The sequence below is a fragment of the Variovorax sp. Soil_C_39 genome (assembly GCF_057656815.1).
Genome location: NZ_JBDGJQ010000002.1, coordinates 194,322 through 209,720 on the forward strand (window position 1 = coordinate 194,322; position 15,399 = coordinate 209,720).

General features: G+C 67.4%; 11 protein-coding genes. 9 read left to right on the plus strand and 2 right to left on the minus strand.

Features of this window, described 5'->3' with window-relative positions:
- The first annotated feature begins 44 nt into the window (after positions 1-44).
- The 7 genes from AC3A6J_RS04950 to AC3A6J_RS04980 all read left to right on the plus strand — a co-directional run bounded on the left by AC3A6J_RS04950 (position 45) and on the right by AC3A6J_RS04980 (position 10,395).
- Positions 45-647, plus strand: a complete 603-nt coding sequence (locus AC3A6J_RS04950) for an isochorismatase family protein (protein ID WP_487858801.1) — start codon at positions 45-47, stop codon at positions 645-647.
- Positions 648-717: 70 nt separating this feature from the next.
- Positions 718-2,631 (plus strand): propionate--CoA ligase, encoded by a 1,914-nt coding sequence (locus AC3A6J_RS04955; RefSeq protein WP_487858802.1) that lies wholly within the window; start codon positions 718-720, stop codon positions 2,629-2,631.
- A 179-nt stretch (positions 2,632-2,810) separates the two neighbouring features.
- The gene (locus AC3A6J_RS04960; RefSeq protein ID WP_487858803.1) at positions 2,811-5,687 is read left to right on the plus strand and encodes a 2-oxoglutarate dehydrogenase E1 component; all 2,877 of its coding nucleotides are present in this window, start codon (positions 2,811-2,813) and stop codon (positions 5,685-5,687) included.
- Between the two features lie 67 nt (positions 5,688-5,754).
- Positions 5,755-7,026 carry a 2-oxoglutarate dehydrogenase complex dihydrolipoyllysine-residue succinyltransferase gene (gene odhB / locus AC3A6J_RS04965; RefSeq protein ID WP_487858804.1) on the plus strand — a complete coding sequence of 424 codons (1,272 nt, stop codon included), beginning with the start codon at positions 5,755-5,757 and terminating at the stop codon, positions 7,024-7,026.
- A gap of 166 nt (positions 7,027-7,192) precedes the next feature.
- On the plus strand, positions 7,193-8,620 hold the full coding sequence (gene lpdA / locus AC3A6J_RS04970; protein WP_487858805.1) for a dihydrolipoyl dehydrogenase: 1,428 nt from the start codon (positions 7,193-7,195) through the stop codon (positions 8,618-8,620).
- 12 nt (positions 8,621-8,632) lie between these two features.
- Positions 8,633-9,733, plus strand: a complete 1,101-nt coding sequence (zapE, locus tag AC3A6J_RS04975; RefSeq protein WP_487858806.1) for a cell division protein ZapE — start codon at positions 8,633-8,635, stop codon at positions 9,731-9,733.
- Complete coding sequence (locus tag AC3A6J_RS04980) at positions 9,730-10,395, plus strand: hypothetical protein (RefSeq protein ID WP_487858807.1); 666 nt, start codon at positions 9,730-9,732, stop codon at positions 10,393-10,395. The genes zapE and AC3A6J_RS04980 overlap by 4 nt, the downstream gene beginning before the upstream one ends.
- A 28-nt stretch (positions 10,396-10,423) precedes the next feature.
- On the opposite strand, the gene AC3A6J_RS04985 is transcribed toward AC3A6J_RS04980, so the two are convergent.
- Positions 10,424-11,191 carry a PP2C family protein-serine/threonine phosphatase gene (locus AC3A6J_RS04985; RefSeq protein ID WP_487858808.1) on the minus strand — a complete coding sequence of 256 codons (768 nt, stop codon included), beginning with the start codon at positions 11,189-11,191 and terminating at the stop codon, positions 10,424-10,426.
- Between the two features lie 63 nt (positions 11,192-11,254).
- On the opposite strand from AC3A6J_RS04985, the gene yoaA reads away from it, so the two are divergent.
- Positions 11,255-13,420, plus strand: coding sequence for a DNA repair helicase YoaA (yoaA, locus tag AC3A6J_RS04990; RefSeq protein ID WP_487858809.1), 2,166 nt, complete (start codon positions 11,255-11,257; stop codon positions 13,418-13,420).
- 64 nt (positions 13,421-13,484) lie between these two features.
- Here the strand turns inward: yoaA and AC3A6J_RS04995 are convergent, their stop codons facing one another.
- Positions 13,485-14,291 (minus strand): outer membrane protein assembly factor BamD, encoded by an 807-nt coding sequence (locus AC3A6J_RS04995; protein WP_487858810.1) that lies wholly within the window; start codon positions 14,289-14,291, stop codon positions 13,485-13,487.
- On the opposite strand from AC3A6J_RS04995, the gene AC3A6J_RS05000 reads away from it, so the two are divergent.
- On the plus strand, positions 14,276-15,331 hold the full coding sequence (locus AC3A6J_RS05000) for an RluA family pseudouridine synthase (RefSeq protein WP_487859340.1): 1,056 nt from the start codon (positions 14,276-14,278) through the stop codon (positions 15,329-15,331). The genes AC3A6J_RS04995 and AC3A6J_RS05000 overlap by 16 nt on opposite strands.
- Positions 15,332-15,399 lie beyond the last annotated feature (68 nt).

Sequence of the window (15,399 nt, forward strand, 5' to 3'; positions counted from 1 at the left end):
TCACGCCGATCCAACGCCATTCTTTTTCTGAAAGTTCCCGTTCCATGCTGCTCGACGCCTCGCAATCCCAACTCGTGCTGGTCGACTATCAGGCCCAGCTGATGCCGGCGATCTTCGAGGCCGATGCCGTGGCGCAGAACGCGGTTCGCCTCGGCAAGATGGCACGGCTGCTCGGCGTGCCCGCATGGGGCACCGAACACAATCCCTCGAAGCTGGGCGAAAACCTGCCAGCGCTGCGCGCGCTGTGCCAGCGCACGCTGTCGAAGATGCACTTCAGCGGCGTCGAAGAGGGGCTCGGCGAATGGCTGCGCGCGCCGGCCAAGGCGCCGCAGGGCAATGCCCGCAGCCTGCCCAAGCATCTGCAGAAACCGGCCGCCGGCGCCGAAGAGCGCAACAGCATCGTGATTGCGGGCTGTGAGGCGCACGTCTGCTTGCTGCAGACCGCGCTCGACCTGCTCGAGGATGAGTTCGAGGTCTGGGTCGTGACCGATGCCTGCAGCTCGCGCACCGAGCGCAACCGCGATGCCGCATTCGACCGGCTGGCAGGCGCGGGCGCCGAGCTCGTGACCACCGAGATGGTCGGGTTCGAGTGGCTGCGCACCGCGGAACACCCGGCCTTTCCCGAACTGCTTGCGCTGATCCGCTGACCCGGTCGCGGGGCCGGCAAAGGCGCTGGCAACCAGAATCGAAGCCGCGAGATTCACAGGAGACATGCAGATGAGCCGCTACGAAGAGTTCCATCGCCAGTCCATCGAGGCGCCCGAGGCGTTCTGGGCCGAGCAGGCGAAGCTGATCGACTGGCACGCGCCCCCAGAGCAGGTGCTCGACGCGAGCGAGCCGCCGTTCGCACGCTGGTTCGTCGGCGGCACCACCAACCTCTGCCACAACGCGGTCGACCGCCACCTGGCCGCGCGCGGCGACCAGCCCGCGTTGATCTTCGTCTCGACCGAGACCGGCACCGAAAGAAGCTACAGCTTCAGCGAACTGCACGCCGAGGTGCAGCGCACGGCCGCCAGCCTGGTCGAGCTCGGGGTCGAAAAGGGCGACCGCGTGCTGATCTACATGCCGATGATCCCGGAGGCAGCATTCGCGATGCTGGCCTGCTCGCGCATCGGCGCCATCCACTGCGTGGTGTTCGGCGGTTTCGCGAGCGGATCGCTGGCCTCGCGCATCGAGGATGCCGAACCCAAGGTGATCGTCAGCGCCGACGCGGGATCGCGCGGCGGCAAGGTCATTGCGTACAAGCCGCTGCTCGACGAGGCGATCCGCCTGTCGACGCACAAGCCCGCCGCCGTGCTGCTGACCGACCGCGGCCTGGCGCCCATGGCACTGACCGCCGGCCGCGACCATCTCGCGAGCGAACTGCGGCAGAAGCACCTCGACGCCGAGGTGCCCTGCGCATGGCTCCCCGCCACCGACATCAGCTACACCATCTACACCAGCGGAACGACCGGCCGGCCCAAGGGCGTGCAGCGCGACGTGGGCGGCTATGCCGTGGCGCTCGCGGCGAGCATGAAGCACATCTTCGACGGCCGCGCCGGCGAAACCTACTTCTGCACCAGCGACATCGGCTGGGTGGTGGGCCACAGCTACATCGTCTACGGCCCGCTCATCGCCGGCATGGCGACCCTCATGTACGAAGGCCTGCCGACGCAGGGCATCGACCGGCAGCCCGACGGCGGCATCTGGTGGCGACTGGTCGAAAAATACCGCGTGACGGTGATGTTCAGCGCGCCCACCGCGGTGCGCGTGCTGAAGAGGCAGGACCCGGCGCTGCTGAAGGCCCATGACCTGTCGAGCCTGCGCGCGTTGTTCCTCGCGGGCGAACCGCTCGACGAGCCCACGGGCCGCTGGATCGGCGAGGGCCTCGGCGTGCCGATCATCGACAACTACTGGCAGACCGAATCGGGCTGGCCGATCATCACGATCGCCAACGGCGTGGAGCGCAAGCCGAGCAAGTTGGGCAGCCCCGGCGTGCCGATGTACGGCTACAACGTGAAGATCCTGCACGAAGCGACCGGCGAGGAACTCACCGGCGCCAACCAGAAGGGCGTGGTGGTCATCGAGGGCCCGACGCCGCCTGGCTTCATGCAGACGGTGTGGCGGGACGACGCGCGCTTTGTCGACACCTACTGGAAGAGCGTGCCCGGCCGGATGGTCTATTCGACCTTCGACTGGGGCATTCGCGACGAGGACGGCTACTTCTACATCCTCGGGCGTACCGACGACGTGATCAACGTGGCGGGCCATCGCCTGGGCACGCGCGAGATCGAGGAAAGCATTTCCGGTCACCCGGGCGTGGCCGAGGTGGCGGTGGTGGGCGTGGCCGACACGCTCAAGGGCCAGGTCGCGATGGCCTTTGTCGTGCCGCGGGAGGGCGCCGCGCTGGCCGATGCCGATGCGGCGCTGAAGCTCGAGGGCGAGATCATGAAGCGGGTCGCCGACCAGCTCGGCGCCCTGGCGCGACCAGCCCGGGTGCGCTTCGTGGGCGGGCTGCCCAAGACCCGCAGCGGCAAATTGCTGCGGCGCGCCATCCAGGCCGTCTGCGAGCAGCGCGATCCCGGCGACCTGACCACCATGGACGACCCCGCGACGCTGCGGCAGATCCGGCAGTCACTTTCCCTTTCCTGAGCGTCGAACACCGGCCCTTGTGCCGCCGCGCCACACCGTCACAGGGTGAACGTGGCACAATGCCCAAGTACTCAGGCCCTTCCCCAGCCACAGTCGCATCCGCCAACCGGTTCAGCCGTGTCGCGGAAGGTTTCTCAACCAGCTAATGCTTCCTGCAGGGAAGCGAAGGTCAGCGGATCATGAGCGATTCCTCCAAGCCCTCGGCGTACGCCGCGTATCAGGGCAACACGTACCTCTTCGGCGGCAACGCGCCGTATGTCGAAGAGATGTACGAGAACTATCTTTCCAATCCCGGAAGCGTTCCCGACAACTGGCGCACCTACTTCGACGCGCTGCAGAACGTGCCCGCCGTCGATGGCTCCAACACGCGCGACGTGCCGCACCTGCCGGTCGTCAACGCCTTTGCCGAACGCGCCAAGCAGGGCACGACCAAGGTCGTGCAGGCGAGCGGTGCCGACTCCGAGCTCGGCCGCAAGCGCACCGCCGTCCAGCAGCTCATCGCCGCCTACCGCAACGTCGGCGCCCGCTGGGCCGACCTCGATCCGCTCAAGCGCGCCGAGCGCCCGGCGATTCCGGAGCTCGAGCCCTCGTTCTACGGCTTCACCGATGCCGACCTCGAGACGGTGTTCAACACCAGCAATACCTTCTTCGGCAAGGAGACCATGTCGCTGCGCGACCTGCTAAATGCCTTGCGCGAAACGTACTGCGGCACGATGGGCGCCGAGTACATGTACACCACCGACCAGAACCACAAGCGTTGGTGGCAGCAGAAGCTCGAGAGCGCGCGCACCAACCCGCAGCTCACGACCGAGCAGAAGAAGCACGTGCTCAACCGCCTGACGGCCGCCGAAGGCCTCGAGCGCTTCCTGCACACCAAGTACGTCGGCCAGAAGCGCTTCTCGCTCGAAGGCGGCGAGAGCTTCATCGTCTCGATGGACGAGCTGATCAACCAGGCCGGTATCCGCGGCGTGCAGGAAATCGTCATCGGCATGGCCCACCGCGGCCGCCTCAACGTGCTGGTCAACTCGCTCGGCAAGATGCCGGCCGACCTGTTCGCCGAGTTCGACCACACCGCGCCCGAAGACCTGCCGAGCGGCGACGTGAAGTACCACCAGGGCTTCAGCTCCGACGTGACCACCCCCGGCGGCCCGGTCCACCTGAGCCTCGCGTTCAACCCTTCGCACCTCGAGATCGTGAACCCGGTGGTCGAGGGTTCGGTTCGCGCCCGCATGGACCGCCGCGCCGACCCGCAGGGCAAGCAGGTGCTGCCCGTGCTGGTGCACGGTGACGCAGCCTTCGCGGGCCAGGGCGTCGTGATGGAGACGCTGGCGCTGGCCGAGACGCGCGGCTACTTCACCGGTGGCACGGTGCACATCGTCATCAACAACCAGATCGGCTTCACCACCAGCGACCCGCGCGACAGCCGCTCGACGCTGTACTGCTCGGACATCGTCAAGATGATCGAGGCGCCGGTGCTGCACGTGAACGGCGACGATCCCGAAGCCGTGGTGCTCGCGACCCAGCTCGCCCTCGAATTCCGCATGGAGTTCCAGAAGGACGTGGTGGTCGACATCATCTGCTTCCGCAAGCTCGGCCACAACGAGCAGGACACGCCGTCGCTCACGCAGCCGCTCATGTACAAGAAGATCGCGCAGCACCCCGGCACGCGCAGGCTGTACGCCGACAAGCTGGCCACGCAGGGCCTCGGCGACACGCTCGGCGACGACATGGTCAAGGCCCAGCGCGCCGCCTTCGACGAAGGCCGCAACACGGTCGACCCGGTGCTCACGAACTTCAAGAGCAAGTACGCCGTCGACTGGAGCCCGTACCTCAACAAGAAGTGGACCGACGCCTCCGACACCGCGATTCCGACCACCGAGTGGAAGCGGCTGGCAGAAAAAATCACGACCGTGCCCGAAGGCTTTACGGTGCATCCGCTCGTGAAGAAGGTGCTCGACGACCGCGCCGCGATGGGCCGCGGCGAGGTGAACGTCGATTGGGGCATGGGCGAACACATGGCCTATGCCTCGCTGGTGGCCAGCGGATATCCGGTGCGACTGTCGGGTGAAGACTCGGGCCGCGGAACGTTCACGCACCGCCATGCCGTGCTGCACGACCAGAACCGCGAGAAGTTCGACGAAGGCACCTACACGCCCCTGCAGAACGTGGCTGAAAACCAGGCTCCGTTCGTCGTCATCGACTCCATCCTCTCGGAAGAGGCTGTGCTCGCATTCGAGTATGGCTATGCCTCGAACGACCCGAACACGCTCGTCATCTGGGAAGCCCAGTTCGGCGACTTCGTGAATGGCGCCCAGGTGGTGATCGACCAGTTCATCGCCTCGGGCGAAGTGAAGTGGGGCCGTGTCAACGGCCTCACGATGATGCTGCCGCACGGCTACGAGGGCCAGGGCCCCGAGCACAGCTCGGCGCGCCTCGAGCGCTTCATGCAGCTGTCGGCCGACATCAACATGCAGGTGGTGCAACCGACCACGGCCAGCCAGATCTTCCACGTGCTGCGCCGCCAGATGGTGCGCAGCCTGCGCAAGCCGCTGATCATCATGACGCCGAAGTCGCTGCTGCGGAACAAGGACGCGACGTCGCCGCTGTCCGAGTTCACCAAGGGCAGCTTCCAGACCGTGATCCCGGACAACAAGGCCTTGAAGGCCGAGAAGGTCAAGCGCCTGATCGCCTGCTCGGGCAAGGTCTACTACGACCTCGCCAAGAAGCGCGAAGAGCGCGGCGACGAGGACGTGGCGATCGTGCGCGTCGAGCAGCTCTATCCGTTCCCGCACAAGGTGTTTGCCGCGGAAATCAAGAAGTACCCGAACCTCGTCGACGTGGTCTGGTGCCAGGACGAGCCGCAGAACCAGGGCGCCTGGTTCTTCGTGCAGCACTACATCCACGAGAACATGCAGGAAGGCCAGAAGCTCGGCTACTCCGGCCGCGCCGCTTCGGCGTCGCCCGCCGTCGGTTACTCGCACCTGCACCAGGAACAGCAGAAGGCGCTCGTCGATGGCGCGTTCGGCAAGCTCAAGGGCTTCGTGCTGACCAAGTAGCAGTCGCCAATACGCCAAGCCTCCTTTCAAACGAACACCCTGAAGAACAAAACGGAGCTCACTCCAAATGTCCATCGTAGAAGTCAAAGTCCCCCAGCTTTCCGAATCCGTGGCCGAAGCCACCATGCTCACCTGGAAGAAGAAGGCCGGCGAAGCCGTCGCTGTCGATGAAATCCTGATCGAGATCGAGACCGACAAGGTCGTGCTCGAAGTGCCCGCACCCTCCGCCGGCGTGCTGGCCGAGATCGTGCAGCCCGACGGCGCCACCGTGGTCGCCGAACAGGTGATCGCGAAGATCGACACCGAGGGCAAGGCCAGCGCTGCGGCACCTGCCGCTGCAGCCGCTCCAGCGGCCGCACCGGCGGCTGCCGCTCCGGCACCCGCCGCGGTCGCAGCCGCCACCGGTGGCGCCAAGTCCGACGTCGCCATGCCGGCCGCAGCCAAGCTGCTGGCCGACAACAACCTGAAGACCAGCGACGTGGCCGGCACCGGCAAGGACGGCCGCGTCACCAAGGGCGACGTGCTCGGCGCCGTGGCTTCGGGCGCCAAGCCCGCGGCCGCTGCCGCCATTCCCACGCCGGCCGCCAAGCCAGCGCTGCCGCAGGTCGCGCCACCGGCCGGCGCGCCCGACCTGGGCGAACGCCCCGAGCAGCGCGTGCCGATGAGCCGCCTGCGCGCGCGCATCGCCGAACGCCTGCTGCAGTCGCAGTCGACCAACGCGATCCTCACGACCTTCAACGAGGTCAACATGGCGCCTGTCATGGAACTGCGCAAGCGCTTCCAGGACAGCTTCACCAAGGAACACGGCGTGAAGCTCGGCTTCATGAGCTTCTTCGTGAAGGCCGCGGTCCATGCGCTCAAGAAGTACCCGGTGATCAATGCGTCGGTGGACGGCAACGACATCCTGTACCACGGCTACTTCGACATCGGCATTGCCGTCGGTTCGCCGCGCGGCCTGGTGGTGCCGATCCTGCGCAACGCCGACCAGATGAGCTTTGCCGACATCGAGAAGAAGATCGCCGAGTACGGCAAGAAGGCCCAGGAGGGCAAGCTCGGCATCGAGGAGATGACCGGCGGCACGTTCTCGATCTCGAACGGCGGCACCTTCGGCTCGATGCTGTCGACCCCGATCATCAACCCGCCGCAGTCGGCCATCCTCGGCGTGCACGCGACCAAGGACCGCGCGGTGGTGGAGAACGGCCAGATCGTCATCCGCCCGATGAACTATCTCGCCATGAGCTACGACCACCGCATCATCGACGGCCGCGAAGCCGTGCTGGGCCTGGTCGCCATGAAGGAAGCGCTCGAAGATCCGTCGCGCCTCCTGTTCGACATCTGATCGAATTCTGTCCCACCCCCGTGGCTTGCTCACTTCGTGTAGCCGCCTTCCCCCTCGAGGGGGCGCGCCCAGCGGCCCGGCAAAGCCGGTTCCACGGGTGCTCCCGAACGGGCTTCGCTTCGCTTGCCTTTGAGCGGAGACGGTACGCGAAACACTGAAAGAAATCATGTCCAAACAATTTGACGTCATCGTCATCGGCGGTGGCCCCGGCGGCTACATCGCCGCGATCCGTGCGGCCCAGCTCGGCTTCAACGTGGCCTGCATCGACGAGTGGAAGAACGGCAAGGGCGGCCCCGCACCGGGCGGAACCTGCACCAACGTCGGCTGCATTCCCTCGAAGGCGCTGCTGCAATCGTCGGAGCATTACGAGCAGGCCGGCCACCACTTCGCCGACCATGGCATCAAGGTCGAGGGCCTGGGCCTGGACATCGACAAGATGCTGGCCCGCAAGGACCAGGTCGTGAAGCAGAACAACGACGGCATCCTGTACCTGTTCAAGAAGAACAAGATCACGTTCTTCCACGGCCGCGGCTCGTTCGTGAAGGCGGACGACGCCGGCTACGAGATCAAGGTCGCGGGCACCGCCGAGGAATCGATCAGTGGCAAGCACATCGTCCTGGCCACGGGCTCCAACGCCCGCGCGCTGCCGGGTGCGCCGTTCGACGAGGAGAACATCCTCTCGAACGACGGCGCACTGCGCATCGGCGCCGTGCCCAAGAAGCTGGGCCTGATCGGCTCGGGCGTCATTGGCCTCGAGATGGGCTCGGTGTGGCGCCGCCTGGGCGCCGAAGTCACGGTGCTCGAAGCGTTGCCGACCTTCCTCGGCGCGGTCGACGAGCAGATCGCCAAGGAAGCCAAGAAGGCCTTCGACAAGCAGAAGCTCAAGATCGAACTCGGCGTCAAGGTCGGCGAGATCAAGACGTCCAAGAAGGGCGTGAGCGTGGCCTGGACCAATGCCAAGGGCGAAGCCCAGACGCTCGAAGTCGACAAGCTGATCGTCTCGATCGGCCGCGTGCCCAACACCATCGGCCTCAACGCCGAAGCAGTGGGCCTGAAGCTCGACGAGCGCGGCGCCATCGCCGTGGACGACGACTGCAAGACCAGCCTGCCCAACGTCTGGGCCATCGGCGACGTGGTGCGTGGCCCGATGCTCGCGCACAAGGCCGAGGAAGAGGGCGTTGCCGTGGCGGAGCGCATCGCGGGGCAGCACGGCCACGTCAACTTCAACACGGTCCCGTGGGTGATCTACACCAGCCCCGAGATCGCATGGGTCGGCCAGACCGAGCAGCAGCTCAAGGCCGCGGGGCGCGCCTACAAGGCCGGCACCTTCCCGTTCCTCGCGAACGGCCGCGCGCGCGCACTCGGCGATACGACCGGCATGGTCAAGTTCCTGGCCGACGCGGCCACGGACGAGATCCTCGGCGTGCACATCGTCGGCCCGCAAGCGAGCGAGCTGATTTCCGAAGCGGTGGTGGCGATGGAATTCAAGGCCAGCGCCGAGGACATCGCGCGCATCTGCCATGCGCACCCGTCGCTGTCGGAAGCCACCAAGGAAGCCGCACTGGCGGTGGACAAGCGCACGCTCAACTTCTGACGCGCTGATCCATTGACCAGCGTCAAAGAGGCCTACGAGAAGGAACTCGCCGCGCGCGGGTTCCAAAGCGATCCCGCGCAGCTGCACGCCGTGGAGGCGTTGGACCGCTGCGCGAACGAATGGGCTGGCTACAAGGCCCAGCGTTCCAACGCGTTGAAGAAGTTGATCAACCGGCCAGAGCTGCCGCGCGGCGTGTACATGTACGGCGGCGTGGGGCGCGGCAAGAGTTTCCTCATGGACCTCTTCTTCAACGCCGTGCCGCTGCGCCGCAAGACGCGGCTGCATTTCCACGAGTTCATGCGCGAGGTGCACCGCGAACTGCGCGACCTGCAGGGCACGGTGAATCCGCTCGACGAGCTGGGGCTGCGGATCTCCAAGCGCTACAAGCTGATCTGCTTCGACGAGTTCCACGTCGCCGACATCACCGACGCGATGATCCTTCATCGGCTCCTGGTGTCGCTGTTCGAGAACGGCGTGGGTTTTGTCACCACCTCCAACTTCAAGCCCGACGACCTCTATCCCGGCGGGCTGCACCGCGACCGCATCCTGCCCGCGATCGCGCTGCTGAACGAGAAGCTCGAAGTGCTCAGCGTGGACAACGGCACCGACTACCGGCGCCGTACGCTCGAGCAGTTGCGCATGTACCTCACGCCGAACGATGCGGCGGCCGAGAAGGAGATGCGCAAGGCGTTCGAGAAGCTGGCCGAGACGGCCGACGAAAACCCGATCCTGCACATCGAGCAGCGCGAGATCCGCGCGCGGCGCAAGGCCGGCGGCGTGGTCTGGTTCGACTTCAAGACGCTGTGCGGCGGCCCGCGCTCGCAGAACGACTATCTCGAGATCGCGAGCCAGTTCCACACCGTGCTGCTGTCCGACGTGCCGCACATGCCGGTGCGCATGGCTTCCGAGGCGCGCCGCTTCACCTGGCTGGTCGACGTCTTGTACGACCGGCGCTGCAAGCTCATCATGTCGGCCGAGGTGGCGCCGGAGGCGTTGTACACCGAGGGACCGCTGGCGCATGAGTTCCCGCGGACGGTTTCCAGGCTCACCGAAATGCAATCGAGCGAGTTCCTGTCCCTGGAACGCCGCATCGTCGACACCCGACTGACATGAAACATACCGTTTTAGCCGTGCTGATGATGCTGGGCAGTCTGCCGCTGTGGGCGCAGTCCAATGCGGCCGCGGGCAGCGCCGACTTCGAGGCCGAGCGCAGCCGGCTGGCTGCCGAGCGCGCGGCCATCGAGGTCCGCTTCGAGCGGGAGCGCGCCGTCTGCTACCAGAAGTTCGCCGTCGAAGACTGTTTGCGCGACAGTCGCCAGCGCCGCCGCACCGAGACGGACCACATCAAGCGCCAGGAATCCGCGATCAACGACATCGAGCGCCAGCGCCGGGGCGCCGCTGAACTCCAGAAGCTCGACGAGAAGGCGGCGACGCGCCGACCCGAGGACGCGCCCGAAAAGCAGGAAGCAGCGCGTCAGTCCCAACAAGACCGCGAGCAGCGCGCCGCCGACCATGCCGCGAGCCGCGCCGCCACTGCGGCCGAAGCCGACGAGCGGCGCCGCGAGTTCGAAGCCAAGCAGCGGGCCCAGGCCGAAGAACGGGCCAAGGCCGAACGCGAACGCGCCGCGGCGCCTGCCGCAGTCGAACGCTTCGAGGCCAAGCAGCGCCGCGCCGCCGAGCACCGCGCCGACCGCGAACGGCAGAACGCCGAGCGCACCAAGCCGCGCGGCGCACCGTTGCCGCCGGCCCCTGCGGCGTCTTCGCCCGCGCGCTGAGTGCGACTGCGCCGAGCGCCTCCGGCGCTCAGGCGTCCGGCAAGTCTTCGAGTTTCAGCACCGCGATCGAGAGGTTGTCGCCCGCGCCGCGCGCGCGGCGTCGCGCCTCGCCGACCAGGATTTCCACCGCATCGCGGGGCGCCTCGGCGTACAGCACGCTCGCCAGCTCTTCGTGGCTGAAGTAGTGCCAGAGCCCGTCGCTGCACGCCATCAGCAGGTCGCCGGGTGCCATGGCCGGAATCTGGTGCGGGTCGACGGGCGGGGGCGTCGTGGTCATGCCGAGACATCCGAGCAGGATGTTGCCCTTGGGATGGACGTTGGCCTGTGATTCGGTGATCTCGCCGCGATCGACCAGCACCTGCACGTACGAGTGGTCGCGCGTGCGCGTGACGAGCCGGCCGTCCCGGAAGTGGTAGATGCGCGAGTCACCCGCGTGGATCCAGGCGCAGTCGCCACGCGGGTTCATCAGGAAGGCCGCGAGCGTGCTGTGCGGTTCCTGCTCGCTCGACAGCGCGGTGAGCTTGATGACCGTGTGCGCATCGTCGAGCAGCTGGCGCAGCACAGAAGCCGCGCTGTCGCGCCCGGGCTGGTAGCGCGTGAACAGCTGGCGCGCGGTCATCAGCACCTGGTCGGAGGCCTTGCGCCCGCCGCTGCGCCCGCCCATGCCGTCGGCCACCACGCCCAGCATGCAGCCGGGCACGCGTGGATGGCTCATCATCAAGACCTGGTCCTGCTGATAGGGACGGTCTCCCTTGTGGAGGCCGGTGGCGGCGGCAAGTCGAAAGCCTTGGGGCATGGGCGGGGCGTCGGGGGCGCGCAGTCCGTCTTCTTGGGGGGTGGTTGCAGGACGTATTATCGAATGAACACGAGCTGCGCGCGGAATACGCATGCAGCGCCAACGTTGGACTCCAATCTCCATTCCCTCTCCCCCCAATTGATCGAACCGCGCGTCGCCTGCGAGAGCGAAACACTCGAGGACAAGGTGCGCGACGCCTTCGCGCTGGGCGGTGTGCTGTCCCGCGCCGCCGAGCAGTTCCGCGAGCGCTCAGGCCAGACCGAGATGGCGCTGGCCGTCGCCCGCACCATCGAGGACGGCGGCATGCTCGTCGTCGAGGCTGGCACCGGTGTCGGCAAGACCTTTTCGTACCTGGTGCCGGCACTGCTGAGCGGCGAGCGCGTGCTGCTTTCCACGGCCACCAAGACGCTGCAGGACCAGCTTTTTGGCCGTGACCTGCCGCGACTGGTGGAGGCGCTCGCGCTGCCGGTGCGTACCGCGCTGCTCAAGGGGCGTGGGAGCTATCTCTGCCTGCACCGGCTCGACATGGCGCGCCACGACGCATCGCTGCCCGAGCGCGGCAGCCTGCGCACGCTGGCCAAGATCGAGCAATGGTCCAAGGCCACGCGCACCGGCGACCTCGCCGAGCTGCCCGGGCTCGACGAGCGCTCGCCGCTCATTCCGCTGATCACCTCCACGCGCGAGAACTGCCTTGGCGCGCAATGCCCGCAGTTCAAGCCCTGCCATGTGAACCTTGCGCGACGCGAGGCGCTCGCGGCCGACGTGGTGGTCATCAACCATCACCTGTTCTTTGCCGACCTGGCAGTGCGCGAGACCGGCATGGCCGAGCTGCTGCCCTCGGTGAGCGTCGTCGTGTTCGACGAGGCGCACCAGCTCAACGAGACCGGCGTGCAGTTCCTCGGCGCGCAGCTCGGCAGCGGCCAGGCGCTCGATTTCGCGCGCGACATGCTTGGTGCCGGCCTGCAGCATGCGCGCGGGCTGGTCGACTGGCAGCAGCTCGTGGCCGCGGTCGACCGGGCGGCCCGCGAGCTGCGCCTCGCCGTCGGCAAGCAGTGGCCCGGCGCCAAGCTGCGCTGGGTCGGGCGTTCGCCAGAAGGCCTCGACGCGCAGACCTGGCAGGAGGCGCTCGATGCGCTGCAACATGCCTTCGAGATGGCCGCCGAAGGGCTCGACATGGTCAGCGAGATCTCGCCCGACTTCGTGCGGCTGCACGAGCGGGCGCAACAGCTGGCGAAGCGCGCCGCGCGATTCGCGCAACCCTGCGCGGTCGATTCGGTGCGTTGGGTCGACGTGGGCACGCAGTTGCGGCTCGTCGAATCGCCGCTCGACATCGCCGAGGCCATGCGCACGCGCGTGCTCAAGATCGCGCAGGGCGAAGCCGGCGACGAGGCGGATGAGGGCGACGAGGGCAATGGCCGTGCGGCGCCGCGCGAGAGCCGCCGCGCCTGGGTCTTCACGTCGGCCACGCTCGGCGACGAACCGACCTTGCGCTGGTTCACAGAGCCCTGCGGGCTCGGCGACGCAGAGGTGCTCCGGGTGCGCAGTCCGTTCGACTACGCCGCGCAGGCGGGCCTCTACGTGCCCCGCACTTTTCCCAAGCCCAACGACGCCTCCCACAGCCTGCGTGTGGCCCAGCTCGCCGCGCGGGGCGCAGCCGAGCTCAATGGGCGCACGCTGGTGCTGACAACCACGCTGCGTGCCCTGCGCACGATCGGCGATGAGATGAAGAAGCAGTTCGAACAGATCGAGCCGCATCTGCGGCCCGAGGTACTGGTGCAAGGCGAACTGCCCAAGCGCGTGCTGATGGACCGCTTTCGCGAAGGCGCGGATGCGGGGCGCGCGGGCTGCGTGCTCGTGGCCTCGGCCTCGTTCTGGGAAGGCTTTGACGCGCCGGGCGACGCGCTGCAGCTGGTGGTGATCGACAAGCTGCCGTTCCCGCCGCCCAACGATCCGCTCGTCGAGGCGCGGTCGCAGCGCCTCGAGGCCCAGGGGCGCAGCGCATTCAACGACTACTCGCTGCCCGAGGCCGCCGTGGCGCTGAAGCAGGGGGCCGGGCGCCTGATCCGTCGTGAGACCGACTGCGGCGTGCTTGCGATCTGCGACACCCGACTCGTGGCCATGGGCTACGGCCGGCGCCTCGTGGCGGCGCTGCCGCCGATGCGGCGGCTCGAGAGCGAAGCCGATTTCGACGCCGCCATCGGCGAGCTGAAGAGCGCGCTCTCGGCCTGAGAGCCGTCGCTGGCAGTAGCCAAAGAGAAAGGCCCCGCGGGGCCTTTCTCTTTGTCTTACCTGCTTACCAGACCTTCCACCAGGGATCGTCGTTGCCCTTGAATCCGTTCGCCAGGTATTGGCTCTGCGGATAGTTGGTGGTCAGCACGCGCTGCGCGTCGTCGCGCAGGTCCTTCATGCCGAGTGCGTCGTACGAGCGCACGATGATGTACAGGGCCTCTTCGAGCGCCGGCACTTCGCGGTAGTCGGCCAATGCGAGCTGCGCGCGGTTGATGGCGGCGAGGTAGGCGCCGCGCGAGTAGTAGTAGCGCGCCACGTGCACTTCGTACTGGGCCAGCGAGTTGACGATGTAGTTCATGCGCTGGCGCGCGTCGGGCGCGTAGCGCGACTCGGGAAAGCGCGTGGTCAGTTCCCTGAACGATTCGAACGACTCCTTGGCGGCCTTCTGGTCGCGTTCGGAAAGGTCCTGGCGCGTCAGGAACGAGAACAGGCCGAGGTCGTCGTTGAAGTTGATCACGCCCTTGAGGTACAGCGCGTAGTCGAGCGCCGGGCTCGCCGGGTGCAGCTTCATGAAGCGGTCGATGGTGGCGATCGCGCTGGCCTTTTCGCCGGCCTTGTACTGCGCGTAAGCCTTCTCGAGCTGGGCCTGCTGCGCGAGTGGCGTGCCGGCGGCGCGGCCCTCGAGCTTCTCGTAGAGCGGCACGGCCTTGTCGTAGGCGCCCGAGTTGGCTTCGTCCTTGGCCTCCGAGTAGATGCGGTTGGGGCTCCAGCTGGCGGTCTTGTCTTCCTTGGTGGAAGAGCAGCCGGTGGCCAGCAGAGCGGCCGCGCTGAGGGCGATCCATGCGGGGACCGATAATTTGGCGCGATACATCACAGACGGCTTTCGTGAAACAGTTGCCCCGAATTATATCGACCGACCCCCTGGACCTTCCCCTCGACGCTGCCGAGGTGGAGGAGGGCGCCGACCCGGTCGAAGCCAGCGAACTGCGGCCGTTCACGGTCGGGCCCGCGGAGCATGGGCTCCGGCTGGACCGCGCGCTGGCTGCGCTGGTGCCTGAATTTTCGCGCAACTATTTGCAACAGCTGATCGAGGCCGGCACGGTCGAACTGCAGGGCCGCGTGCTGCAGAAGGCCTCGGCCACCGTGCGCGCCGGGCAGGTGGGCCGCATCGAGCTGCGCCCGACGCCTCAGAGCCAGGCCTTTCGTCCGGAGGCGATGGAGATCGTCACCCTGCACGAGGACGAGCACCTGCGCATCATCGACAAGCCGGCCGGCCTGGTCGTGCATCCGGCCCCGGGCCACTGGAGCGGCACGCTGCTGAACGGACTGCTGGCGCTCGATGCACGGGCGTCGCTGCTGCCGCGCGCAGGCATCGTGCACCGGCTCGATCGCGACACCAGTGGCCTGATGGTGGTGGCACGCACGCGGGCCGCCATGGACGCGCTGGTGGCGCTGATCGCCGCGCGCGAGGTCAAGCGGCAGTACCTCGCGCTCGCCCACAAGCCATGGGCCGGTACGGCCTCGCGCCAGGTCGACGCGCCGATCGGCCGCGATCCGCGCAACCGCCTGCGCATGGCGGTGGTCGACCTCGAGCGCCATGCAGGCAAGACCGCGCGCACCTTCATCGAACGCCTCGACAGCAATGCGCAGGGCTGCGCCGTGCGCTGCACGCTCGAGACCGGGCGCACCCACCAGATCCGCGTGCACATGGCCTCGATCGGCCATCCGCTGGTGGCCGACGCCCTTTATGGCGGCGCACCCGCCGCGGGGCTGACGCGGCAGGCGCTGCATGCGTTCCGGCTTGCTTTCGTGCACCCCATGACCCAGGCGCCGCTCGAGTTCCGGGCCGCGCCGCCCCCGGACCTGGTGCATGCACTGCAGGCCTGGGGGCTGGATTACAATCGCGCCTGACGGCCCAAGGGCCGCGCCGGCCATCCGTTGCCGGCCTTGCGTTGCACTCGCCGCGTGCCGGCAGCGCC

Coding starts and splice junctions, on each gene's coding strand:
- AC3A6J_RS04995 (WP_487858810.1), bottom strand. CDS start 14,291: ATGTATCGCGCCAAATTATCGGTCCCCGCATGGATCGCCCTCAGCGCG.
- lpdA (WP_487858805.1), top strand. CDS start 7,193: ATGTCCAAACAATTTGACGTCATCGTCATCGGCGGTGGCCCCGGCGGC.
- AC3A6J_RS04950 (WP_487858801.1), top strand. CDS start 45: ATGCTGCTCGACGCCTCGCAATCCCAACTCGTGCTGGTCGACTATCAG.
- AC3A6J_RS04980 (WP_487858807.1), top strand. CDS start 9,730: ATGAAACATACCGTTTTAGCCGTGCTGATGATGCTGGGCAGTCTGCCG.
- odhB (WP_487858804.1), top strand. CDS start 5,755: ATGTCCATCGTAGAAGTCAAAGTCCCCCAGCTTTCCGAATCCGTGGCC.
- yoaA (WP_487858809.1), top strand. CDS start 11,255: ATGAACACGAGCTGCGCGCGGAATACGCATGCAGCGCCAACGTTGGAC.
- AC3A6J_RS04955 (WP_487858802.1), top strand. CDS start 718: ATGAGCCGCTACGAAGAGTTCCATCGCCAGTCCATCGAGGCGCCCGAG.
- AC3A6J_RS04960 (WP_487858803.1), top strand. CDS start 2,811: ATGAGCGATTCCTCCAAGCCCTCGGCGTACGCCGCGTATCAGGGCAAC.
- AC3A6J_RS04985 (WP_487858808.1), bottom strand. CDS start 11,191: ATGCCCCAAGGCTTTCGACTTGCCGCCGCCACCGGCCTCCACAAGGGA.